Annotated in this window: 18 protein-coding genes and 1 pseudogene; 14 read left to right on the plus strand and 5 right to left on the minus strand. The window is 27.0% G+C overall.

The window, feature by feature from the left end; genetic code table 11:
- Both BFL38_RS02285 and BFL38_RS02290 read right to left on the minus strand, forming a co-directional pair.
- Positions 1–567, minus strand: a complete 567-nt coding sequence (locus tag BFL38_RS02285; protein ID WP_069725535.1) for an NUDIX domain-containing protein — start codon at positions 565–567, stop codon at positions 1–3.
- On the minus strand, positions 551–1,597 hold the full coding sequence (locus tag BFL38_RS02290; RefSeq protein ID WP_069725536.1) for a hypothetical protein: 1,047 nt from the start codon (positions 1,595–1,597) through the stop codon (positions 551–553). The genes BFL38_RS02285 and BFL38_RS02290 overlap by 17 nt, the downstream gene beginning before the upstream one ends.
- Positions 1,598–1,837: 240 nt before the next feature.
- Here BFL38_RS02290 and dnaG point away from each other — a divergent pair, with 240 nt between their 5' ends.
- From dnaG to BFL38_RS02310, 4 genes are all read left to right on the plus strand, one after another.
- Positions 1,838–3,637 (plus strand): DNA primase, encoded by a 1,800-nt coding sequence (gene dnaG / locus BFL38_RS02295; protein WP_069725537.1) that lies wholly within the window; start codon positions 1,838–1,840, stop codon positions 3,635–3,637.
- A complete protein-coding gene (gene rpoD / locus BFL38_RS02300) occupies positions 3,634–5,397 on the plus strand; it encodes an RNA polymerase sigma factor RpoD (protein ID WP_008724448.1) in 1,764 nt (587 codons plus the stop codon). The genes dnaG and rpoD overlap by 4 nt, the downstream gene beginning before the upstream one ends.
- A gap of 437 nt (positions 5,398–5,834) precedes the next feature.
- Positions 5,835–6,059 (plus strand): hypothetical protein, encoded by a 225-nt coding sequence (locus tag BFL38_RS02305; protein ID WP_069725538.1) that lies wholly within the window; start codon positions 5,835–5,837, stop codon positions 6,057–6,059.
- Positions 6,060–6,063: 4 nt separating this feature from the next.
- Entirely contained in the window at positions 6,064–6,441 is a 378-nt protein-coding gene (locus BFL38_RS02310; protein WP_008724452.1) for a helix-turn-helix transcriptional regulator, read from the plus strand.
- 97 nt (positions 6,442–6,538) lie between these two features.
- On the opposite strand, the gene BFL38_RS02315 is transcribed toward BFL38_RS02310, so the two are convergent.
- Positions 6,539–7,411, minus strand: coding sequence for a flagellin N-terminal helical domain-containing protein (locus tag BFL38_RS02315; RefSeq protein WP_008730936.1), 873 nt, complete (start codon positions 7,409–7,411; stop codon positions 6,539–6,541).
- Between the two features lie 758 nt (positions 7,412–8,169).
- On the opposite strand from BFL38_RS02315, the gene BFL38_RS02320 reads away from it, so the two are divergent.
- From BFL38_RS02320 to BFL38_RS02340, 5 genes and pseudogenes are all read left to right on the plus strand, one after another.
- Positions 8,170–10,305, plus strand: coding sequence for an ankyrin repeat domain-containing protein (locus BFL38_RS02320; RefSeq protein ID WP_069725539.1), 2,136 nt, complete (start codon positions 8,170–8,172; stop codon positions 10,303–10,305).
- Between the two features lie 656 nt (positions 10,306–10,961).
- Positions 10,962–12,853: pseudogene (locus BFL38_RS02325) on the plus strand (methyl-accepting chemotaxis protein).
- A gap of 150 nt (positions 12,854–13,003) precedes the next feature.
- On the plus strand, positions 13,004–13,663 hold the full coding sequence (gene rsxE, locus BFL38_RS02330; RefSeq protein WP_069725540.1) for an electron transport complex subunit RsxE: 660 nt from the start codon (positions 13,004–13,006) through the stop codon (positions 13,661–13,663).
- Entirely contained in the window at positions 13,656–14,237 is a 582-nt protein-coding gene (gene rsxA, locus BFL38_RS02335) for an electron transport complex subunit RsxA (protein WP_069725541.1), read from the plus strand. Before rsxE ends, rsxA begins: the two co-directional genes overlap by 8 nt.
- 38 nt (positions 14,238–14,275) lie before the next feature.
- Positions 14,276–15,118, plus strand: a complete 843-nt coding sequence (locus BFL38_RS02340; protein WP_069725542.1) for an RnfABCDGE type electron transport complex subunit B — start codon at positions 14,276–14,278, stop codon at positions 15,116–15,118.
- 57 nt (positions 15,119–15,175) lie between these two features.
- Here BFL38_RS02340 and BFL38_RS02345 read toward each other — a convergent pair whose 3' ends face one another.
- The gene (locus BFL38_RS02345; protein ID WP_069725543.1) at positions 15,176–15,658 is read right to left on the minus strand and encodes a GNAT family N-acetyltransferase; all 483 of its coding nucleotides are present in this window, start codon (positions 15,656–15,658) and stop codon (positions 15,176–15,178) included.
- Positions 15,659–15,889: 231 nt separating this feature from the next.
- On the opposite strand from BFL38_RS02345, the gene BFL38_RS02350 reads away from it, so the two are divergent.
- From BFL38_RS02350 to BFL38_RS02360, 4 genes are all read left to right on the plus strand, one after another.
- A complete protein-coding gene (locus BFL38_RS02350; protein ID WP_069725544.1) occupies positions 15,890–17,233 on the plus strand; it encodes an MATE family efflux transporter in 1,344 nt (447 codons plus the stop codon).
- 21 nt (positions 17,234–17,254) lie between these two features.
- Positions 17,255–18,010: an FAD-binding protein gene (locus BFL38_RS15315; RefSeq protein WP_256097170.1), complete on the plus strand. Its 756-nt coding sequence runs from the start codon at positions 17,255–17,257 to the stop codon at positions 18,008–18,010.
- A gap of 104 nt (positions 18,011–18,114) precedes the next feature.
- Positions 18,115–18,777: an FAD-binding protein gene (locus BFL38_RS15320; RefSeq protein WP_256097187.1), complete on the plus strand. Its 663-nt coding sequence runs from the start codon at positions 18,115–18,117 to the stop codon at positions 18,775–18,777.
- Between the two features lie 350 nt (positions 18,778–19,127).
- Positions 19,128–20,429, plus strand: coding sequence for a hypothetical protein (locus tag BFL38_RS02360; protein WP_069725545.1), 1,302 nt, complete (start codon positions 19,128–19,130; stop codon positions 20,427–20,429).
- A 110-nt stretch (positions 20,430–20,539) separates the two neighbouring features.
- Here the strand turns inward: BFL38_RS02360 and mtaB are convergent, their stop codons facing one another.
- A complete protein-coding gene (mtaB, locus tag BFL38_RS02365; RefSeq protein ID WP_069725546.1) occupies positions 20,540–21,793 on the minus strand; it encodes a tRNA (N(6)-L-threonylcarbamoyladenosine(37)-C(2))-methylthiotransferase MtaB in 1,254 nt (417 codons plus the stop codon).
- A 280-nt stretch (positions 21,794–22,073) separates the two neighbouring features.
- On the opposite strand from mtaB, the gene ftsZ reads away from it, so the two are divergent.
- Positions 22,074–24,002, plus strand: coding sequence for a cell division protein FtsZ (gene ftsZ, locus BFL38_RS02370; RefSeq protein WP_069725547.1), 1,929 nt, complete (start codon positions 22,074–22,076; stop codon positions 24,000–24,002).
- Positions 24,003–24,013: the final 11 nt, after the last annotated feature.

A 24,013-nucleotide genomic window follows, 5' to 3' on the forward strand; every position in this document is an offset into this window, starting at 1 on the left:
TTAAAAATTATTAATGTAATAAGAAAAAGCATCTTTTGCAGATTCAAAAGCTATTTTTTCAAAATCAATATCTTCCCTTTTTATAAAAATAACTTTTGAAGCATCATCATTCGCAGCAGCATCTGGGATATAATCTAATTTTGAATAAAAGAATATATCTGTTGTAACATACATAATACCATCATATATATATTCATTAGCTCCGCTCATAAAAAAATGTATATCATTTAATTTTATATTTGTCTCCTCAAAAACTTCCCTAACAGCAGTGTCTTCAGCCCTTTCATAAGGCTCGCAAAAACCTCCCGGCATATCTATATAACCTTTTTTAGGTTCAAATTTCCTTTCAACGAATACTATCCCATTTGGTGTTTCTATTACAACTCCTACAGCTGATGCCGGATTAATAAAATATGTTCTTTTACATTTTGAACATTGAAAAATCTTTATATCATTAAAAATAAAAGAATCTTTTTCTCCGCAATAAGGACAATATTTAAATTGATATTTAATATGTTCTTTTATTTTTAACGCATTTGTAAAATTATTATTAGTATGTTCTTGCATAATTTTTATTAATATAATATGAAGCTATATTTTTAGCTTTGCATATAAATACATCAGATTGTCCCCATATACCAAAAGGTGCTCTTTCAAAAGATACATTATGAATATCAGCAACATTTACATTTTCATAGTTATAATTATTAGGATCTACATTATAAAAATCATATATATAATAGTAGTCTACTTTCATATCATTCATTTTTTCATCTATTAAAGTTTCCATTTCTTCTATTGTACTTGCCACTATATAGTATGTAGACATAAAGGTTCTTTTCTGACATTTTCCTAAGCCCTTAACCGTAACATTCCACCATTTAGGCATTTTTATAATATTATTTAAATCATTTAAATTGACAGTAGTGAATCCATAATCTGATTTTAGATTATTTATGATATCATAGTAATCAAAAATATATTCATAATTCTCAGAACAGCCCTCATCTGCCACTATAGATGATAAAGAATAATGTATATGTTCATAATCGCTGATGAAAGAAACTTCATCATTAAAGAGTTTATATGAATTTAATATACGGTTAATTTTTTTTATATTTTTATATGATGTGTTAATTTCTATTTCTTTATTTAAATTGATAAAAATTTCAAATTCAGTAAGCTCATCTATAACGCCAAATCCAACGAATCCGCATTCAATCCATAATTCATTATATCTTTTAAATACTTTTCTTATTTCATTTAATGAGATATCCGGATCACTCATAAGAACATCGAAATCTCTATTAACATCTTCACTGATTCTTTCTATAACCATGGTACCGTAAGATGGAAATAATTTTAATAATTTCATATACAATGAAAATATTTTTTCTGCTGAAACGGATATTTTATATGAATATATATCACCGTTATCAGTGTTTTTTAATTCTATTTTTGTACCCTCCATTGGGTAAACATATTCACTAGGCACTATGCCTAATGGTATATTAAATTTATCTATAATAATCCTTCTTGATTTTATTTTGTTTAAGATCCTTCTTCTTTTCTCACTTTTTTCAAAATAACTATGCACTGTAGGTCTCCGCAAAACATATTCATACTATAATAATAAAAAACAAAATTTTGTCAAGTAATAAATATCTAAAATAAATTGATTCTGAATTATATAGTTTTATTAATAAATATTAAAAATACTTGACTTTTTTTAAAATATTTTTATATTTATGGATATTTATTTATGTGGATAATATATAATTTTTAATATTGCTGTATCCGATTAATATATAGATATTAAAGTTTGAGTTTATTTATTGTGGATAATTTATTTATTGAAAAATTAAATAATCTATTGTCTAGGGTATCTTTAATTGACATATTAAGTGATAGATATAAAGTAATACATAGAGGGGGAAGTCAATATACTGTACAATGCCCTTTTCATAAAGACGGACAAGAAACTAATCCTTCTATGTCGGTTGATGATTCTAAAGGCGTGTATCAATGTTTTACCTGCGGGGCTAAAGGCAATGTTATTACATACCTTAAAGAAAAAGAGAATAAATCATTTAAAGAGGCTGTACAGTATTTAGGCAATAGATTTTCAGTTGATGTAAGCGGATTTTTTTCTGCAAAAACTACACAAAAAGATAAAATATATTTAGAAAGCAGAAGAATTAACAGAATAGCATGCAACTTTTTTGGGAAAAACCTGTTTTTAAAAGATAAGAATGGTAATTATTTCTATAAAGATGCTGAAAAATACTTGAAATCAAGAAAGATACCATTCTCTATTATAAAAGAGTTTAGAATAGGGTATGCACCTCCTAGTTGGAATGCTTTGATGAATGCATTAATAGAGAATAAAATTACAGTAAATAATATGAATATATTGGGTTTGGTTAGCGTAAGCAAGAATAACCCTAATCATTATTATGATACATTTGTTAATAGAATAATGTTTCCTATAATAAATGAACGAGAGGAGATAGTAGGTTTCGGAGGAAGAAGTATAGATGGTAAAGAGCCTAAATACCTTAATTCTAAAGAAAGCCTAATATTTAAAAAGAAATCTTCATTATATGGAATAAATATTGCTAAATCATACATAATGAAGCAAGATGAAGTAATATTAGTTGAAGGCTATATGGATACTATAGCATGCCATAAAATGGGGATAAAAAATGTTGTTGGTACTTTGGGTACGGCAATTACAGAGGAGCATGCAAGAGAAATAAAAAAATACACTAAAAATGTGGTACTTGCTTTAGATAGCGATGAAGCTGGTATAAAAGCTGCTAAATCTGCTGTAATTACATTGTTAAAGTCTGATTTAAAATTGACTATTTTATGTGTAAAAGAAACTAAAGATTTAGATGAATTTTTTACAGTTTATAGCAGAAGCCGGTTTGATATATTACATAATAATAAACTAAATTGGTATGATTTTGTTATAGATAGTGAGATAAAAAAAGATATTCTTTCCTTATCTATAGCAGAAAAATTAGATATTATTAATGGTTTTTATAAATATTTAGATGCTGTAAAAAGTGAAACAGAGAAACAAATGATAATTTCATATATAGCTTCTAAACTTAATGTTGATAGAGAAGCTTTTAATAAGGACTATTTAAATACATATAATGCAAATCAGCATGCTTCCGTTATAAAAGATGACAAAAAAGTAAAAAATGTAGATAATAAATTTTATTATGAAAATAGTTTAATATATTTACTTGCTCTGAATCCTTCTTTAATTAAAGAGGCTGAAAGAGAAATTAGTGTAGATCTTATTAAAAAAGATATAACAAGAGAATTTTATATAAGACTCTTAACTCTTAATAAAGATGCAAGTGTTGAAGATGCTCTTAATGTATTAGGAAATGAGCATATAGCCAAGCAGATTTTGAGCAAGCAAAAATTATATAGTGAAAATATATATGAAAAACTGGAGGAGCTTATTATTAAAATTAAAAGCGGCTGCATAGACTCCGAAAAAAAAGAAGTACAAAATAGTATCAATTTGGATAATTTAGATAATATTTATGAGGCAGCTCGCAGAATAAGTTTACTTAATAAGCAAAAAGAAAAATTACATCAAGGAAGTGATTTATGATGACAGAAGAAGATTGCGATCTTTTGATTAAAAATAATGAAAAGATTAGAAAATTACTTGAAAAAGGAAATGCAAATAAATATCTTACATTTAAAGAGATTAACGGTGCCATTGATAATATGGATACTGATGTAATGGATATACTTTTTCAATTATTAGCTGCAAGAAAAATTGTTATCGTTGAAGACAAAAGAGAGTTTGAAAGCCTTTCTAAAAATCAAAATAAAATTGATGATGCTGCTAAATTCATACATGTTGAGGATAAGGTTGGAAATAATGATGATCCTATAAGGCTTTATCTTAAAGAAATTGGAAAGGTTAGTCTGCTTACTCATGATGACGAGGTAGATTATTCAAAGAAGATTGAATCAGGAGAATCTGAAATTGAAAATATAATCTTAAATACTCATCTTGTAGTAGGGGAAGTATTGAATACTATTAAAAATGTACAGATAGGAAAAGTTTCTATACATGAAATATTAGAACCTCCTAGGATATATAATGTTTCTACTCAGGAAAAGAGAAAATTAGAGAGAAAGTATAAAAACTTTGAAAAAGAGTATGTATTATTAGCTGAAAAATACATTGCTTTGGATAAGAGAATAAAGAAAATTACAACTCAAAAGACTATTAAAGCTCTTACTAAGGAACAGCAGGAAGTTAAAGATAGTATAGTAAAACTTTTAAGTAAAGTAAGATTAAACAGAATGGAAATAGACAGAATAGCTGAAAAGTTAAAGTTCTATTTGCATAGAATAAATCAGATAGAAGAGTATTTTGAAAAACTTAAAAAAAGATACTATAAAGAAATATCTGACTTTGAAAATTATTATAAAGAGATAGAAGCTGGTAATAAAGATATATACATAAGACTTGTAGATGACTTTAATATTACTCCTGAAGCTATAGAGGCTGTTATAACTAGCTTTCATAAAGCACAGGTTCGTATGGCTGATATTTATGATGAAGTTCGTATTGATAAAGAAACTTTGGTTGAATGGGTTCGTAAAATAGATTCATCAAGAAGAAAGATCGCTCAGGCTAAAGATCATATTGTTAAAGCTAATTTAAGACTTGTTATAGCAATAGCAAAAAAGTATGTTAATAGAGGGCTTCATTTCTTTGATTTAGTTCAGGAAGGTAATATCGGACTTATCAAGGCTGTAGATAAATTTGAATACAAAAAAGGATATAAATTTTCTACTTATGCTACTTGGTGGATTCGTCAGGCTATTACTCGTTCTATAAGTGATCAGGCTAGGACTATAAGGGTTCCTGTTCATATGATAGAACAAATTAACAAAGTTCAAAGGGTGTTAAGGCAGTATATGCAGCAGCATGGCAGAGAGCCTTCTATTCAGGAAATAGCAAAGGCTTTAAGCTGGCCTGAAAGCAGGGTTAAAAGTGTAAGAAATGTTGCTAAAGATCCTGTTTCTCTAAACGCTCCTATAGGTGATGAAGAAGATACTATTTTGGGTGAGTTAATAGAGGATAAAGAATTTGAAAGTCCTCAAAATATTACTACTTTCAAAATCTTAAGAAAGCAAATAGACTCAATACTTGATAGCCTCCCTGACAGAGAACAAAAGGTTATAAGAATGCGTTTTGGTCTTGTTGATGGTTATTCTCATACTCTTGAAGAAGTGGGATATGTATTCAAAGTTACTAGAGAGCGTATTCGTCAGATAGAAGCTAAGGCTATAAGAAGATTAAGGGCTCAGTCAAAGAAAAAAGAATTAAAAGATTTTCTTGATTCTTAATATCTAAACTAAAAAATTTCAAAGGAGGCATTTTTTAAGCCTCCTTTTTTCATGTATAAATTCATAAATTAAATAAAAAACTTGGGCGGGCATGCTTTTTTTGTTTAAGTATCTAGTATAAATAAAGCCAAAAAATTCAAATTAATACAAAAAGTATAAAGGGCGGGGTATGTAAATAACTTTTTAAACCTATTTTTTGATATATAAATAATATTAAATTATAACAACTAAGTATTAATCAATTTAATTTTGAAACCATTTTTAATTATATAATAGAAATTTTAAGTTATATGTATGAAATGTAATATATTATGATATTTTATATAATAAATTTAAATATAATATATAAAAATATAATATAGATAGTTGTAATAAATTGGTGTTTAATATATAGTATTATTATACAGTATAGAAAAATACTGTAATAGGAGTACGATATGAAAACTTTTCAAAAAAACATCTATTACAAAAAACTCATAAAAAACATATTAGATAATATTAAGGAGGATGATTATTTTTACAACAAAAAAACTAATTGGGAGGAATGGGTTATAATGCGTGTTGATATAAAGAATGCCATTAGACAGTTAGAAGATATTGATGCAGAAAATTATAAGCCTGAAGTTCTTGATAAAATATTATGTATTTTAGAGGAGTATTAATATAATGTGTAACTTATGTTCTAAATATGATACTTGTAAAAAGCTTTGTAATGATGTGTTAAAAGAGATTAATAAGAGTTTAGGTACTAGGAAAGTTAATTTAGATAGGACAGACAGTAGGGAGAGCATATTAACGAACGATGATCTGGATAATATACTTTATACGAATGCTTTAACTGATAGTGAATACAGCAGGGTTTCAAATTTAATAATAGCCATACTTACACCAAAACAAAAAAGAATAATGAAATTATTTGCAGAGGGGAGAAGTCAGGAGGAGCTGGCAAAATCACTTAATGTAACTCAGTCGGCAGTATCTCAATATTTAAGTGCTATAAAAAGAGAGATATCAAAACAGTTTAATATGGTAATAAATATATAATTAAGAAATTTGATCATTAATTAGAGTATAAAAAAGGGGACATTCAATTAAGAATGTCCCCTATATGGTTAATACTACAAAACTAATTGAAAATTAATTATTGTAATAATCTAAGAGCACCTTGTGGTAACTGATTAGCTTGAGCAAGCATAGACAAGTTAGCTTGGTTAAGAATTTGGTCTTTAGCAAGTTTAACTGATGCTTCAGCCATATCTGTATCACGAATTCTGCTTTCAGAAGCCTGCATGTTTTCGTATCCAACCATTAAGCCTTGAGCTGTCATTTCTAATCTGTTTTGATAAGCACCTAAGTCAGATCTTTGTTTTAATACTTTAAGAAGAGCTTCATCTACCATACCAATTACAGAGTTAGCTTTAGCTGGGCTAGAAACGCTGATGAATGTAGCTGTAACAGCAGGACCTACTGGGTTTTTAAGTCCAAGAGCTTGGCTGTTCATAGTACCGATATAAACGCGTTTTCTTTCGTCCATATTAGCACCGATGTGTAACCACATAGAAGCTGTAGGAGTGTTTTCACCTGTAGATCTAGCGAATCTTCCAGTTAACATGTTAAGCTTGTTGAATTGAGCTTGTGAAGCAACTCTGTCGATTTCGTCTACTAACTGAGAAACTTCGATTTGTACATAAAGTCTGTCTTCATCAGTATAGATACCATTAGCTGCTTGTATAGCTAATTCACGAATTCTTTGAAGAATGTTAGTAGTTTCTTCTAAGTATCCTTCAGTAGTTTGAATGAAAGATATACCGTCTTGAGTATTTCTTTCAGCCATACGCAAACCGCGGATCTGAGTTCTCATTTTTTCTGATACTGCTAATCCACTAGCATCATCTCCAGCTTGATTAATTCTCATACCGCTAGAAATTTGAGCTGCATCTTTTTTAAGATCTACTTGGCGGAATTTTAAAGTGCGTTGTGCGTTTATAGCACTTATATTATTGTTGATAACCATATGGTTCCTCCATGAATTATTTATATGTGTTCTTCCCTGAACACATATTTATTATCGGTTATAGCTTTTTAATTATTAATTTTTTTTAGTTAAATAAAAATTTTTTTCTTCAGTTTTATTAAAAAATATATGCTAATATTATGTTAATATAGTTATGTTAATATTTTACGAGTTAAAATTTAATTTATTACATATATATTATATTTAACGCACGCAGAGTATAATCCTATAATTAAATGAATTTTACTTCTTAATTTATCATTTAACTACTATTTATTTATCGTGCGGTTAATAAAATTCTCATATTTAATAAAAACTTGGGTGGGTGCTATAATTTCTAATGAAGCTAAGAAATATGTGAAAGCCATTATTACAAATTGCAGCATTAAGTATAAAAGGGTGGGGTATGTAAATAGGTTTTAAATCTATTCTAATTTCCCGCCCTTTAGATTTTTTATTTATTTAGAAATTTTTGATTAAATTTTTTTAATGTTTTATCAAGAAATTATAGATGCCCGCCCTAGATTTTTTTTAATTTTAGAATCTAATTTACGCACGGTTAGCAAAATTTAAAATATAATAGAAATTAGAATTTATGATTAACATATATTTATAACTTTTCTCTGCGTGCGGTGCGGAAATTATTAATTTAATTAAAACTTGCTTTTAGTGTGCTTAAGAACATATCTTAATTTTAGATTGATTAACTATATAATTTTTGATATACTTCACTAAATAAAAAATATTAGAGGTTTATGATGTTTACAAATAAAGAAAAAGTTGAATTTTTCAATGCTGTAGAAGAAGGCAATATTCAGCATATAAAATATTTATTAAACAAAAATAATTATATAAATATAAATATTTTTGGAATAGCAAAAATACTAATTGAAAATAAAAATAATAAAAATGCTGCTTCAGAAAAAGATGTTGAAATTGACTTTAAGAATAAAGACGGATATACTCCTTTAATGATTGCTTCTTACAAAGGAAATGCTGATATAGTAAAACTTTTATTGGAGTGTAATGCTTCTGTAGATATGACTAACAATTATAATTATACTGCTTTGATATATGCATGTATTTATGGTAATGCAGATGTAGTTAAAATTCTTCTTGAACACAAAGCTGATATGTATATAGAGACTACATTAGAAAATAATTATTTAACTGCATTGATGATAGCTTGCAGCGGAAATCATGCTGAAATAGTGAGAATATTACTTGAAAACGGCTATGATCCTAATTATAAAAATCAAAAAGGAGAAACGGCATTAATATATTATGCCTTAATGGAAAATAATAAAGCTAGTAGAGAAATAATAAAAATATTATTAGAGTATGGAGCAGATATAAACGCAAAGGATAATAGAGGTTTTACAGCATTAATATGGACTTCTTATGCTGGAAAAACTGATTTTGTAAGAGCTTTATTAGAGAATAATGCTGATACAGAAATAAAAAATAATGATGAAGAAAATACCGCCTTAATATATGCATGTGAAAGTATAAATATTGATATGGTTAAAGCTTTACTTGAATATAATGCAAGTCCGAATGTACAAGATAAATGGGGCAGAACTCCTTTGATAATTGCATGTGATTATCGTTCTTATGATATAGCAAAAATATTGTTAGAGCATAATGCTGATATTAATTTATCAGATCATAGAAAAGAAACTCCTCTGATGTATAGCGTAAATGGACATAATATAGAGATTGCTGAGCTTCTTTTGAAATATAATCCTGATTTGACATTAAAAAATAACTATGAAAAAACTGCATTAGATATAGCATATAATAAAAATCTTTATCAAGAGAAAATGGTAAAATTAATACTAGATGCTTCATCTAAAGAAATAAAATTTTTATATGCAGTTATTGAAAATAAAATAGATGATGTTTTGAAATATATTTCTGAAGGAGTTGATATTAATAATGCTGTATACGGGGAATACGGATTTAATGCATTACTTTTAGCTTCACGCAGTCATTATAAAGAAATAATAAAAATATTACTAGAACATAATGCTGATGTTAATTTTAGAAATTATTTAAATAATACAGCTTTAGAATATATTTCTAATAATGACAATGATTTTGATATAGCAGAAGAGTTTATAAAAAGAGGAGCAGATGTAAATGCTATGGATAATGACGGCATTACTCCTTTAATGTGTGCTGCTTCTTATAATGCTAAAAAAATATTAAACTTATTAATAGCAAGTAATGCTGATATTAATATTCAAACTAAATTAGGTTCTAGTGCTTTAATTCTTGCTGCTGTGTATAATCATATTAATATAGTAAAAATTTTAATAGAAAATAAAGCTGATGTATTTGCGAGAGATGCTTATGGAAGAAGAGCATTATATTATGCGAGTAAAAATGAAAATTATGATATGTTTAACATTTTTAAAAGTTATCATGATAAAGAATATAAGAGAAACTCCAAATTTCTTAATAGTGTTTCATATGGAGAAACTGAAAAAGTATCAAAATATATATCAAAAGGAATAGATGTTAACTTTCAAGATGATTATGGATATACAGCTTTAACTCTTGTTGAAAATATAGAAATTGCAAAAATGCTATTAGATAATAATGCAGATATTAATAAAATAGGAAAAGATGGATATACTCCTCTAATGGTTGCTATTAAGAAGGAACATGTAGAACTTACAGAGTTTTTTATAAAAAATAATGCTGATATTAACATAACAGACCATTTTAAAAATACGGCATTAGTTATAGCAGCTCAAAAGAAAAATGCTTACATATTTGAACTTTTACTAAAAAATGGGGCTGATTTATCTATTAATAATGAATATATAAAGTCGTTAATAATCTTCGATGATGAAATAAAAAGCATATTAGAAAAATACAGCAAGTGATTTTTTACTTTTTATAATTGCCCGCCCTTTAGATTTTTTACTTATTTTTAATATTTTGCTTAATATTTTCTTAATGCTTTACTTGGAAGTTATAGAAGCCAGCCCTAGATTTTTTTAAATTTAAAAATTTTCTACACGCACGGTTAGCAAAATTTCAAATATAATAAAAATTAGAATTTATAATTAATATATATTTATAACTTTGCTCTGCGTGCGTTATGGAAGTTATGAATTTAAATAAAACTTGGGTGGGTGTGCCATTTATAAATTGATTTTTAAAAAATAATATGCTATTAAAATCAGAAAAAATTTTTAAATTTATGGGGTGTGTAAATAAATTTTTAATCTATTTTCATTCCCCGCCCTTTAGATTTTTTACTTATTTTTAATATTTTGCTTAATATTTTCTTAATGCTTTATTTAGAAATTATAGAAGCCCGCCCAAATTTTATATATATTTATATCATTTTTCTCAATTACATATTTAAGTAATGAAATTTTATTATTTACATTACATTTATATTTTATTATTATAATTTTGTATTATAAATTTGATTTTTTTATATTTTTTGACTATATTATGTTCTATAAAAAATAATTAGTTTTTAAAAAATATCTAAATTTTTTTTAGTTTATTTTTATGCGGTTTATGTATTATGAAAATAAATAATCTTTCCTTTAGAATACCTTTTATAATTTCAATTACTTTTATATTATGTATGTTTATTATAGTTCTTATAATTACAATAGTAAGTTCTAATTCTATAGAAGATACGGCGATAAAAGGTCTTAGAGTTGCAGCTAAGTCGTATTCTGATATGATTGATTTATATTCTAAAGATCCCAATCTTTCAAGATATTTAGTCAATCCAACAGAAGAAAATAAATTGGCAGCGGAAGGATCATTAAAAGAATTTACTAGAGAGGTTTCAGATACACAGGTTTTTTATAATTATTCTCTTGTAAATTTTGATGCTAATATAATACTTGATTCTATAGGCGGAAAACTGCTTCATATAAACTATGGAAAAAATTCATCTGATTGGACTAGATTCAGAGACACAGGATATGATTTTGCTGGGAGAGATTTAATTCAGCCATCTTCAGCCAATCCGCTTAATGCTATATGTGTTATATGGAAAGGCGTTAAAGATGAAAATGGAAAAGTTGTAGGCGTTTTGAATAGTTCTATTAATTGGATGAAGTTTATATCAGATTATATTACTCCAAGTCAATTGGAAGAACAGGTTCCATAATCATTATAGATAAGAATAAAAACATAATAGCACATAATGATACAAATAAACTCTATATATATGAAAGTAATATAATAGGTGCATCTGCTTATGAGAGAAAGGCTGAAACTATAAGAGAAAGAGAGGATAAATTTTTTCAATATGTTTTAGATAATAAGGAGGGTATTTTGGAATATGTAGATGATAGTAATGTATCAGAAATATCTTTATTTAATCCTATAAATAATACTCCTTGGTATCTTATAGTAAGCTACAGTCAAGATGAAATTTACGGAGATAAGAACAAACTTACCAAAATAGTTATAATTATAGCAATAGTTATGTCTGTTATAATTTGTTTTATTGGTAGATTGATAGCGAGATCTATAATTTTACCTTTAAATATGGTTGTAGATGAACCTGATAATATATCTAATGGTCATATAGCTAATAATAATAATATTTCATGCAGTACTCGAAAAGATGAAATAGGCGTACTTATGTGCAGCTTTTATAATATGAAATTAGCATTAATGAATGCAGTTAATACTGCCAATAGTATTGCTGCAGATACGAAGAATAAAGCTGGAGAGATATCATCAAAGAATAATAAGCTGCATGCCGAAACAGAAAATAATTCTTATAAAATGCAGGAAACTTCAAACATAACTAATAATATAGGGAATTCTGTATTAGAAACTACTAATTATGCTAATGAACTTATTGATATAATGAAAGATGCTAATAATTCCATAGATATGGCTGACAGCAGTATTTCTGAAGCTGCAGATAATGCTAATTCAGTAAGTGAAGCTAGTAATAAAATAAAAGATATTACAAAGGTTATAGAAAATATAGCTTTTCAAACAAACATATTAGCTTTGAATGCCTCTGTTGAAGCAGCAAGGGCTGGTGAAAATGGAAGAGGTTTTTCAGTTGTAGCAAATGAAGTTAGAAATTTAGCCCAAAGTACATCAGGTTCAGTTAAAGACATATCCTCTCTTATAGAGGAGAGCCAGAAGCGTATAGAATTAGCAGCTAAATCTACAAATCAATCTAAGGAATTATTCAATGATATGAAAGGAAAGCTAGAAAAAGCCTATTCTTTACTTTCCAATTTCAGCAGTGCTTTAAAACTGCAGAAAGATGGTATAGATTCCATTAGTTCTCATATATTAAATATGGAAGATACTTCAAGAAGTAATACTGAATTAGCAGAAGATGTAAGTGAAATTTCTGAAGAATTAGAGGAATTATCTATAAAATTGGAAGAAGCTATGTCATTTTTCAAAATCAGAGATGATGTTAAGTGAGAAAATATATAAAAATATAGTTTTTAATATCAAATTTTGTTGAAATTTATATATAATTAATAGCTTGTAAATCATAATTTTACTTGAAAAAATTATGATTTGTGATACAATGTAGTAGTGTAATCTTAATTAAATCAAGGTTAAATTATTATGAAAAATTCTCAGGTATTTATGGAAGGTGTTTGGAAAAATAATCCTACCTTCGTTCAGGTTCTTGGTATGTGTCCTAGTTTGGCAGTTACAAGCAGCGTAATGAATGCTATAGGTATGTCTGTAGCTACTATATTCGTTTTGGTTTGTTCTTCTGCTTTAATCTCTCTTATTAAGAAGATTTATGCTAATGAAGTTAGAATTATGGGATACATAGTGGTTATAGCAGCTTTCGTTACTTTGACAGATATTGTTATGAAAGCTAAGTTTTATACATTATCTTTGGCATTAGGTCCGTATATTCCTCTTATAGTTGTAAACTGTATCATATTAGGAAGGGCAGAGGCTTTTGCTAATAAAAATGGAATTATACCTAGTATTTTTGATGCTTTAGGTAATGGTGTAGGTTTCTTTATTGCTTTAACATTACTTGCTTCTATTAGAGAGATTTTAGGTAATGGTTCTTGGCTCGGATTTGATATAGTTGGTACTTTAAGAGGTTTCTTTGAGTCTGCTATGCCTTTTGCTTTGAATGCATATAATGAAATTACTACTCCTTGGGTTGTTATGATTATGGCTCCTGGTGCTTTCTTCACTTTAGGAACTTTAATTGCTATTAAAAGAGCTATAGATGCTAGAGGAGGAAAAGCTAATGGTTAATTTAATTTTATTATTTGTAGCAACTGTTTTAGTTAATAATTTCGTTTTAACTAAATTTTTGGGAATATGTCCGTTTTTAGGAGTATCTAATAAGTTAGATTCAGCAGTTAGTATGGGTATTGCTGTTACTTTCGTATTAGTTCTAACGGCTGCTGTTAGTTGGATGATACAATATTATATATTAGTACCTTTCAAAATAGAATTTTTACAAACTATACTTTTCATTATAGTAATTGCCGCTTTGGTACAATTTGTAGAGATGGTTGTAAGAAAAACAAGCGAAAGTTTATATTTAGCTTTAGGTATATTTCTCCCTCTTATTACTACTAACTGTTGTGTATTAGGATTAGCTTTATTCGGAGTTTTATATAAATATAATTTTATACAAAATATAGTATTCGCTTTAGGTGCAGGAGTTGGATTCACATTAGCTTTAGTTATAATGGCTAGTATAAGAGAGCGTTTAATGACTGCAGATATACCGGAAGCTTTCAAAGGTCCTGCTATGCCTTTTATCACAGCAGGTATACTTGCACTTATTTTCTATGGTTTCTCCGGAATAATAAAAATATGATTTTTGAGTGTTAGAAGTATTTTATAAGGATAATAAAAATGATGACATCTGTTTTAGTAGCTTCAATATCTTCAGGCGTAATTGCTTTGATATTGGCTGTTTTATTAATATTTTCTTCAAAAATTTTCAGAGTTGAAGTTGATGAGAGAGTAACAGAACTTACAGCAAAACTTCCTGGTGCTAACTGCGGAGGATGCGGCTTCCCTGGTTGTGCTCAATTTGCTAAGGCTTTAGTTGATGATAAGGCTCCTGTAGACGGCTGTTCTGTAGGCGGTGCTGATACTGCTGCAATGGTAGCTGATTTTTTAGGTAAAGTTGCTCCTCCTCAAAAAGAGAGAACAAGAGCATATATTTTCTGTCATGGACATAATGGCATAGCTAAGACTAATAAAGTTTACACTGGTGCTGAAACTTGTGTATCTGCTGTTATGGCGGGAGGAAATAAAGAATGTTCTTATGGCTGTGTTGGTTTTTATGATTGTATGAACGTTTGCGAATTCGGGGCAATTATCAGAGACGAAGAAACAGGAATGCCTGTTATCGTTGAAGATAAATGTGTTTCATGCAATGCTTGTGTTAAAGCTTGTCCTCAGAAACTTATTGAGATTCACCCTGTTTCTCAAGATATACATGTTTATTGTAAATCCAAAGATAAAGGGCCTATAGCTAAGAAAGCTTGCGATAGAGCATGTATAGGCTGTAATATATGTGTTAAAAATACAAAAGAAGGCGGTATGAAAGTTGACAATTATCTTGCTATAGTTAATTATGATGATTATGTTGTTACAAATGATAGTATAGCTAAATGTCCTACTAAAGCTATTACTGATGAAAGAGTAAATTCAGTAAAAAGCCTTCCTGTACCTTTAAAAAAAGCATAAAATTAAAAATTATGAAACAAGGTTGATAATTAATAATTATCTTCCTTGTTTTTTATTTTATAAATCTATATAATAAAGAACAATATCTTCATATTCATTATTTTTATTCATATATCCTTTTTTAACTATCCCTATTTTATTGAACCCTATTTTTTCATATAATTTATTTGCATTGATATTTGATATTACAACAGCATTAAATTGAAGTATTTTATATCCTAATTTCTTGCCTTGTTCCATAGAATCTCTTACTAATGCTTCTCCTATTCCTTTTCCTCTTGACTCCTTACTTACAGCATAAGAGGCATTAGATATATGTCCGCATCTTCCTATATTATTCGGATGAAGTATATACACACCAAAAACTTTATCATTATCTATAGCTACACCTGTATAGTCTTGAGAGCTAAAATATTTATTAGCTTCTTCTTCATTAGTTAATGTTTCTATTTGAGGAAAATATATTCCTTCTTTTATAGTGTCATTCCATATTTTTATAATTTCTTTAATATATTTTATATTGTATTTGATTATTTTCATTTTTGATTCCTTTTAGTAATATTGAATTATTATACATTATTATATATTAATTAAAATATTATTATTTAATGTTAACTTTCAATATTGACATAAAATTATAATATGACTATAATATATTTAGTCAAAAAACACACTATTAATAATTTGTTATTTATTTTTTATGTCTTAATAATCTTCTTTAGTATATGTTTTTATAGTTTTTATATATTTTCTTTTTTTAAGGAATAATAAATGGAACTTAATAATAAAACTTTAATAGAAAACAGCAGTATAAATTTATTTTCCAAATTTGCAATACCTAGTATATTGGGTATGATAATGGGAAGTACTGCTGTATTTGTGGACGGTTTTTTTGTAGCACATTTCATATCTGCAGAGGCTTTTACTGCAATCAATATAGTGTGGCCTATAACAGCTTTATCTTTCGGTATTTATGTAATGCTTACTATAGGCTCTGTTGCCCTTGCCGGAAAATGTATAGGACAAAACAATATAAGACGGGCTAATTTAATATTTACTCAAACTTTGATTGTAGTTCTTACTATAGCAAGTTTTCCATTAGTTATAGCATATATATTTAGAGAGAGCCTTCTTCCTTTTTTTGGTGCACATAGTGAGGTTTATGAATTATCATTGGATTATGTAGAGGGTGTACTTTTTGCTACATTTTTTTGGGGAATGGCTTATGTTTTAAGTCAATTTGTAAGGCTAAATGGTTCTCCGAGATTTGCTTCTTCAATGTTTATAATATCATCTTTAGCTAATATGATTTTAGATCCTATTTTTATTATAGTATTTGATTTAGGTATTTCTGGGGCTGCTTGGGCTACTGCAATATCACAGATAACAGCTTTTTTAATGGGCTTATCATATTTTTTAAAACCAAATTGCAGATTGAAGATAATAAAAGTTTACGGAGGCTGGATATATATATTAAAAGCGGCATTTAATGGATTTTCTGAGTTTTTAAGCAATTTTTCATCAGGACTCATTCCTTGGCTTTTTAATATAACAGCATATAATATTTCAGGAAACAGAGGCATACTAGTATATTCAGTTGCTAATTATGCAATAATGTTTTTTATAATGCTGGCATATTCAATAGGTGAGGCATTAGAACCTTTGGTTAGTGTTTCTTATGGTTCTGGAAATAAAAATAGAATGAAAGATTTTTTAAAGATATCAGTATTTTTAATTACTTTTATATCAGTGTTAAGTTCCATTATACTTTTGATTAATCCTAGTCTGCTTGTTAATACTCTTTTAAAAGAAGTAGATAATCAGACTTTTGATGATGCTTTATTTTTCGTGAGAACTTCTATACCTACATTTATAGGAGTTGGAATCAATATTATAATGAGTGCATATTATACTTCTGTTCAAAAGGCAGGAGCTTCTGCAATTGTTGCTGCTTTAAGAAGTATGATTTTGCCTATTGTATTGGTATTAACACTTCCAAATATTTTTGGGTTTATAGGTTTGGTTTTGGTTTTGCCTATAAGCGAAGTATTTACTTTGATAGTTTCTTTGGCATTATATAAAAATAGAAGTGCCGATATTTTAATTACAGAATGATTATTTTATAAGAGTGTTGCTATGAATATAAACAAAGAGTTTGATTGCGATGTATTAATTGTAGGCGGAGGAATAGCTGGACTTATTGCTGCTGAACGAGCATTAAAAAGTTTTAAGAAAGTATGTATTATTGATTCTGCCAAGATTTGTTCTGGAGCTTCTTATTTTCCTTTAAAAGCTACATTAGGTATACAGGTAACAAAAGATAAAAATGATTATAATAAATATTATGAAGATATAACTAATATGGGAAAAGGTGTTGAAAATCCTGAACTTATAAAGACTTATATAAAAAATATTAAAAAAGATGTTTATCTTCTAAAAAGGATTGGTTTTAAACCTTGGCTTAGAAAAGATTCAAGACCTGCTTGTTTTGCTAAATACTCAAGAAATATTTTTTTGATTAATGATTGGAATGAAGCTAGAAAAAGAGCAAATAAAATTTTTAGAAAAAATAAAAGATTGAAAATATTTGAAGGAAGTTCTTTAATAAGGATTATAAAGAATAATGATAAAATTGAAGGAGCCATATTTCAAAATAAAGATAAATTTTTCTTTATAAAATCTAAAGTAATAATTTTAGCTGCTGGAGGAATAGCAGGAAATTATAAAAATAGTTTATATCCTAAAAAAATTAATGGCAGTTGTCATATTGCGGCATTAGATGCAGGAGCTTATGCACAAAATATGGAGTTTATTCAATTCATACCTGCTTATTATGGATTGAAAGAAGCAGTTATGCCCCTTTCAGTACAGATTTTGAAAGCAGTGAAATAGATTTAAAAATACCTTATAGCGGAGTAAGACTAAAATATTCTGAAGATTTATACAAGGATAAAGAAGAGTTTTATACTGTCTATTTAGATTGGCTTAAAATGGAAATGAATATTGATTTACTTAAAGATGAGACTTTAATAACTCATTTTGCTCATAGCTGTAATGGAGGCATTAAAATAGACAGCAATGGATTTACAGGTGTTGCTGGGCTTTATGCTATTGGTGAATTATCATCTGCGATAGAGGGTGCTAATAGGCTTGGTGGAAATTCTGTGGGAGGTGCTTTGGTATTTGGAAATAATGCTGTAAAAGATGCTTATAAATATATTAAAAATAGTAAATTTGATAATAATGATAAAAAATTAAATATTATAGAAAAAGAATTTAATGATTGGATTAATGATATTTCAAAAGGTGATAAAGAAAACACTTTGAAAAAAAATGAAGTTCTTATAAAAATAAGAGAATTAGTAAGTGAAAATTTATCTATTATAAGAAGCAGGGAAAAAATAGAAAATTTCTTAAGTAAGATTGATGAGATTAGAGGCAATTATAGTATAAAAGAAAATATTGAAGATGGTTCTATAGAAATTTATTTGATTATTGAAAGTGTGAAGATGATTGCTTTGAGTATGCTTGAGAGAGATGAAAGCAGGGGGGCTCATTATAGAGAAGATTTTCAAAATTCTTCGTATAAAATTTATAAACTTCAGGTAAATAGAGAAAATAATAAAACCAATATAGAGAAAATTTATATTAATAATTAAAACATTATAATAAATAGACTTGTTTTAAAACTATTTGACAAGATTATATAAAAGTTTTGTAGTTTATCAATTATAAAAACAATATTTTATATATTGTATAAATTATTATTTAAATATATAAATATCTAGTCTTTTGAAACAATTATAATTCAAATGTCTTTTTATTCTGTATATATTTTTTTATTAATTTATAGATTAGTATTCATTTTACTTATTTTTGTTAATAAATAATCATTGCATAACTATTAATATTTATTAATTATGATATATAATATATAGAAGTATTATTATTAAAACTTAAAAAATAATTTTATTAATTATTTTAATATTCAATAAAATAAGGATATTTTATGATTAAAAAACTTTTTTATTTTAAAAATTTTAATTATAAATTATATTTTTCACTGATATTTTTATCTTTGTTTCCGGCATTATATGAAACTATAAGAACTATTATAGTTTCAATATCAGCTGATTCTTCATCGTTTGATATTATGGGACATCTTGAATGGTTTGATTTAATAAATGAAACATTGCTTGCTTTTTTACATATACCTTTGTATGCCATATTTAATAGAGTGATAAAAAATCATTCTGAAGAAGATTTTGCTAAAGTAACATTTAAAACATTTTTAATTGGTTTTATATTGTATTGTTTATTTTCCATAGTAATTTATATAAAATCAAAAAGTATGATAGTATTTATGAATGTTAATGAGCCTGATATTGAAGCTGTTACAAAGTATTTAAATTTGGAAACTATAGCATTTGTAATTGGTTTTATTATTACTTCAATAAACATAGTAATAGTATCTAGAGAATTGTATAAAGTTTTTATAATATTTGCATTTGTAAAAACATTACTTATTATTTTATTGGATATTAATTTGGTGCTAAAATTTAATGTTTTTGGTGTTGCTTATTCAAATATGATTATAAATTTGCTTATGGGGATATTAGGTATTTTTATTTTAATAAAAAATGGATTAATAAAATTATCATGGTTTAACAGAGAAGATAAGATGATATTTATTTCCTATTTTAAAATAGGAATATTTTCAGCACTTCAAATTCTCGTTGATAATATAGTATATGCTTTAATGATTGTAAAAATGGTTAATTTAGTAGCTGAACAGGGCAATTATTGGATAGCAAATAATTTTATATGGAGTTGGTTATTGATGCCTGTGCTTGCTTTAAACGAAGTTATAAGAACTAATTGTAAATATAAAGATAATAATCAGCTTTGGAATTATTTTAGGATAATATTTTTTATAACCATTTTAGCATCAGCAGCAGTTTTATTTTCAAATATATTTTTTGAACATGTGGAGAGAATTGAAAATCATAATGATGTATATTTAATAGTATTAAAATTGGCACCTTTTTATATATTTTATGCTTTGTCAATAATACCTGATAATATATTTATAGGTTATGGTAAGACATTATATAATCTTATTAATTCTATAATTATTAATTTTGTTTATTATGGTATTGTGTATTTTTTATATTTGAAAGGATATATTGTTTTCAATATGAATACTATTATTATTATGTTTGGTTTAGGTATGATTTTTCATGCTTTAATATCATATATTATTTTTATTATAAAATTTAGACATAATATATTTTTTTCAAATATGAATTAATAAATATTTAAACTATTTTTTATAATTTGTATTTTATTTTAAATTACTCTATAAAGATGAAGTTTTTACCAAATAATAAAACAGATAAATAATATTTTTTAATTATATATTTATTCAGATATCATAATGCCGCTTTCATATTTCAATGCCTTTGCATATACAAGCTCTTTTTTGTTTAGATTAGTTTCGCTATGAAGTTTGCATTTTAAGTATTCAGCACTTGTTCCTATATAATTATTGTCTGATAAAGTTTTTTCTATTATTATTTTTAGATTTCTTCCTTCAGCATTTTTGTAGTATAAGTCTTTTAATTTGCTGTTTAGAGTATTTAATATTTTAGCTCTTTTTAACTTTGTTCTGTATCCGACTTGAGAGTCCATTTTTGATGAAGGAGTATTTTCTCTGTTTGAATATCTGAATATATGAATTTTTATAAATTTTGACTTTTCACATAAATCATAAGTATCATTAAAATCTGTATTTTCTTCATGAGGAAAGCCTACCATTACATCGCTGCTTATTGCCATATTTGAATTAGTTTCATATAGTTTTTCTGTAACTGAGAGATAATCTTCTCTTGTGTATCTTCTGTTCATAAGTTTAAGTATTTTGTTGCTCCCGGACTGAAGCGGTATATGAGCATGAGGACATAGTACATCATCATTTTTAAATAGACTTATAAGATTATCATCAAAATAAAGCGGTTCTACAGATGAAAGTCTTATTCTAATGCCGTATTTTGAGGAATGTTCTAATATTTGAGTGAGTATATTATAGAAGCTGATTTCATTATTATAGTTGTATGAACCCAAATTAAGCCCTGTTAATACTATTTCTTTATATCCGTAATCATTAGCCATTTTTACAGCATCAAATATTTTTTGAGGCTCTACACTTCTATGCCTTCCTCTCACCCTTGAAACTATGCAGTATGTACAAAATACTTCACATCCGTCCTGTATTTTTAAATATGCTCTGCTTTGCTCCTGAGGAAAAAATATTGGATTATTTATTTTATTTTCAGAGTTATTATGCATAGTGTTAAATATTATTTCTGAAGCCTCTTCTTTTTTATCATTTGGTATTAGTATAATATTATCTTGCATAATAGATGAATCTTTATCTTTTTTTGAAACATAGCATCCTATTAAAAATACTTTTTTTTGAGATATGTCCCCAAGTTTTTCTAAATATGCAATGAGTTTTTTATCGCTGTCATTAGTAACAGTGCATGTATTTATAGCTATTGCATCGGCATTATTTAATTCAGTAATATTAGCTCCCATATTTTTTAATTCATAAGATATTTTTTCGCTTTCATATTGATTAAGACGGCATCCGAAAGTATGTAAATGTATATTCATAAATTTCTCTTTTGTAAATAGTATTGAATAAATAGTATTAATTCTCTATTAGTATATATTAAAATCTATAATAACTCAAACATTTTAAAAATATTTAATTAACATAACATTTTTTATAATAAAAAAATAAAATAATCCGATTAACATAATAACATATTTTTTTGTTTTTACTACTTGCGGAATTTGACAATTATGTTAATATAATTATGTTTATTGAAATATGTTTATTATAAATTTATTTTATAATTAAAAATTCTATTATATCGCAAGGGGAGTTGCAATGAATCCTAACTATCGCATAGAATTAGCAGACAATATGAAAGGGAGCGAAAAAATGGCATTTAATAATGATTCTTCATCATTAGATACTGTAATAAAAGTAATAGGTATTGGAAACGGCGGCTGTAATGCTGTAAACAGAATGATAGAAGAAGGTTTGAAAGATGTAGAGTTTATTGCTATGAATACAGATGCCCAAGCTCTATCTCGTTCTAATGCTCCTACAAGAATAGTTTTAGGAGACAGAGTAACTCAGGGACTAGGGGCTGGTACAGATCCTGAAAAAGGTGCTGAGGCTGCCAGAGAGGATATTGCCAATATAGAAGAAGTTGTAAATGGAGCTAATTTAGTATTTATAGCAAGCAGTTTCGGAGGGGGCACAGGAACAGGAGCAAGTCCTGTAGTTGCTGAAGCTGCTAAAAAAGCAGGAGCTTTAACTATAGGAGTAGTAACTAAGCCTTTTGAATATGAAGGTAAATTGAAAATGAACCGTGCTGAGTCTGGAATCGATAAAATGCTTACTGTAGTGGACTCTCTTATAATAATACCTAATGAAAACCTTTATGATATGGTTGATATGGATAATTATAGTTATGAAGAGGCATTATCAGTTGTAGATGATGTGCTTCGTCAGGGCGTACAAGGAATATCTGATATAATTACTCAGACAGGATTTATTAATGTTGACTTTGCAGATGTTAAGACTATGATTTCTCTATCTAATGGAAGAGCTCATTTAGGTATAGGTGTAGGTAAGGGAGATGAAAGACTTCAAAAAGCTATAACTAATGCATTTGAAAATCCTCTTTTAGATGTTTCAAGCATAAAAAATGCAAGAGGTATACTTGCTAATATAGTTTGTCCTAAAGATTTTGCTATGAAAGAGTATAGAGAGGCTAGTAAAATCATTAATAATTATGCTAATGATAATGCTAATATAAAAATAGGTGTTTGTCCTAAGGAAGAACTAAAAGATGAAATTATCGTTACAATAGTTGCTACAGGATTCGATGCAAATGCTAAGAATAATTCTGAAAATAAAGATTTAGACTCAAATGCAAATGATATAATAAATAAATCTGCATCAGTTAATAAAAGTGCAATTATAAATAATAATAATTCTAATAGTTCTAATGATGTATCTTCTAATAATACATATTCTCATGTTGAAGATATTAATACTGATAATAAAAAAGAAGAAGATATAAGCAGCAGTAAAAATGAAATTAATAAAGCAGAAGTAAGCGAAAAGATCATATCTGAGAGTAAAATATCATCAAAAAATATAGCTGAAAATATAGTTGATATAGATAATATAAATACAATAGTAAAAGAACCTCAGGAAGGACATGAAGTAGAACTTGAAACTTTGAATATTAATTCAGAAATCAATATTCAAAAAGATAAAGCATCAGAAAAAAATGAAGCTGTAATAGAAGAAGAAAAACAAGAAGTTAAAGAAAAGGTATTAATTTCAGATAATAATGATAAAATTCAAGAAACTAAAGAATATAAATTTGAAAATTATATTAGAAACCTTAAAAAACCTATAATAACTAAATCAAATAGGTTTAATAATCTCAATGAGAGCATCATTAGCAATGATAATGAAGAAGAAAATGATAATGAAGATATTAAAGAAACATTTAATAGAACTATAGTTAATAATAATTCAGAGTATGCTCATAGATATGAAACAAAAGAAAGAATATCAGAAGAGATGCGTTTTGAAGAAGAGGAGAAACATAATAATCCCCATTCAGATTATCACAAAAATCCATTTGATATAGTATCAGATGATTATATGGATAAGCATAATAAAATGGGTTCAAAAATGTCTATATTTGGTGAAACTTCTACTATTGATAATGATTTGGAAAAACCGGCATTTTTAAGAAGGCAAATACAGGCAAGAAATACTATGAGATAAGGTGTTATTTA

It is taken from the genome of Brachyspira hampsonii (assembly GCF_001746205.1).
In the GTDB taxonomy this organism is placed as follows: domain Bacteria; phylum Spirochaetota; class Brachyspiria; order Brachyspirales; family Brachyspiraceae; genus Brachyspira; species Brachyspira hampsonii_B.

Excerpts from the sequence above, each read along its gene's own strand:
- BFL38_RS15320 (WP_256097187.1), top strand. The coding sequence starts at position 18,115 with ATGAATATTGATTTACTTAAAGATGAGACTTTAATAACTCATTTTGCT.
- rsxE (WP_069725540.1), top strand. The coding sequence starts at position 13,004 with ATGAAAAATTCTCAGGTATTTATGGAAGGTGTTTGGAAAAATAATCCT.
- rpoD (WP_008724448.1), top strand. The coding sequence starts at position 3,634 with ATGATGACAGAAGAAGATTGCGATCTTTTGATTAAAAATAATGAAAAG.
- BFL38_RS02340 (WP_069725542.1), top strand. The coding sequence starts at position 14,276 with ATGATGACATCTGTTTTAGTAGCTTCAATATCTTCAGGCGTAATTGCT.
- rsxA (WP_069725541.1), top strand. The coding sequence starts at position 13,656 with ATGGTTAATTTAATTTTATTATTTGTAGCAACTGTTTTAGTTAATAAT.
- BFL38_RS02315 (WP_008730936.1), bottom strand. The coding sequence starts at position 7,411 with ATGGTTATCAACAATAATATAAGTGCTATAAACGCACAACGCACTTTA.
- ftsZ (WP_069725547.1), top strand. The coding sequence starts at position 22,074 with ATGAATCCTAACTATCGCATAGAATTAGCAGACAATATGAAAGGGAGC.
- BFL38_RS02360 (WP_069725545.1), top strand. The coding sequence starts at position 19,128 with ATGATTAAAAAACTTTTTTATTTTAAAAATTTTAATTATAAATTATAT.
- BFL38_RS02285 (WP_069725535.1), bottom strand. The coding sequence starts at position 567 with ATGCAAGAACATACTAATAATAATTTTACAAATGCGTTAAAAATAAAA.
- BFL38_RS02345 (WP_069725543.1), bottom strand. The coding sequence starts at position 15,658 with ATGAAAATAATCAAATACAATATAAAATATATTAAAGAAATTATAAAA.
- BFL38_RS02310 (WP_008724452.1), top strand. The coding sequence starts at position 6,064 with ATGTGTAACTTATGTTCTAAATATGATACTTGTAAAAAGCTTTGTAAT.
- mtaB (WP_069725546.1), bottom strand. The coding sequence starts at position 21,793 with ATGAATATACATTTACATACTTTCGGATGCCGTCTTAATCAATATGAA.
- BFL38_RS02320 (WP_069725539.1), top strand. The coding sequence starts at position 8,170 with ATGTTTACAAATAAAGAAAAAGTTGAATTTTTCAATGCTGTAGAAGAA.
- BFL38_RS02350 (WP_069725544.1), top strand. The coding sequence starts at position 15,890 with ATGGAACTTAATAATAAAACTTTAATAGAAAACAGCAGTATAAATTTA.
- BFL38_RS02305 (WP_069725538.1), top strand. The coding sequence starts at position 5,835 with ATGAAAACTTTTCAAAAAAACATCTATTACAAAAAACTCATAAAAAAC.
- BFL38_RS15315 (WP_256097170.1), top strand. The coding sequence starts at position 17,255 with ATGAATATAAACAAAGAGTTTGATTGCGATGTATTAATTGTAGGCGGA.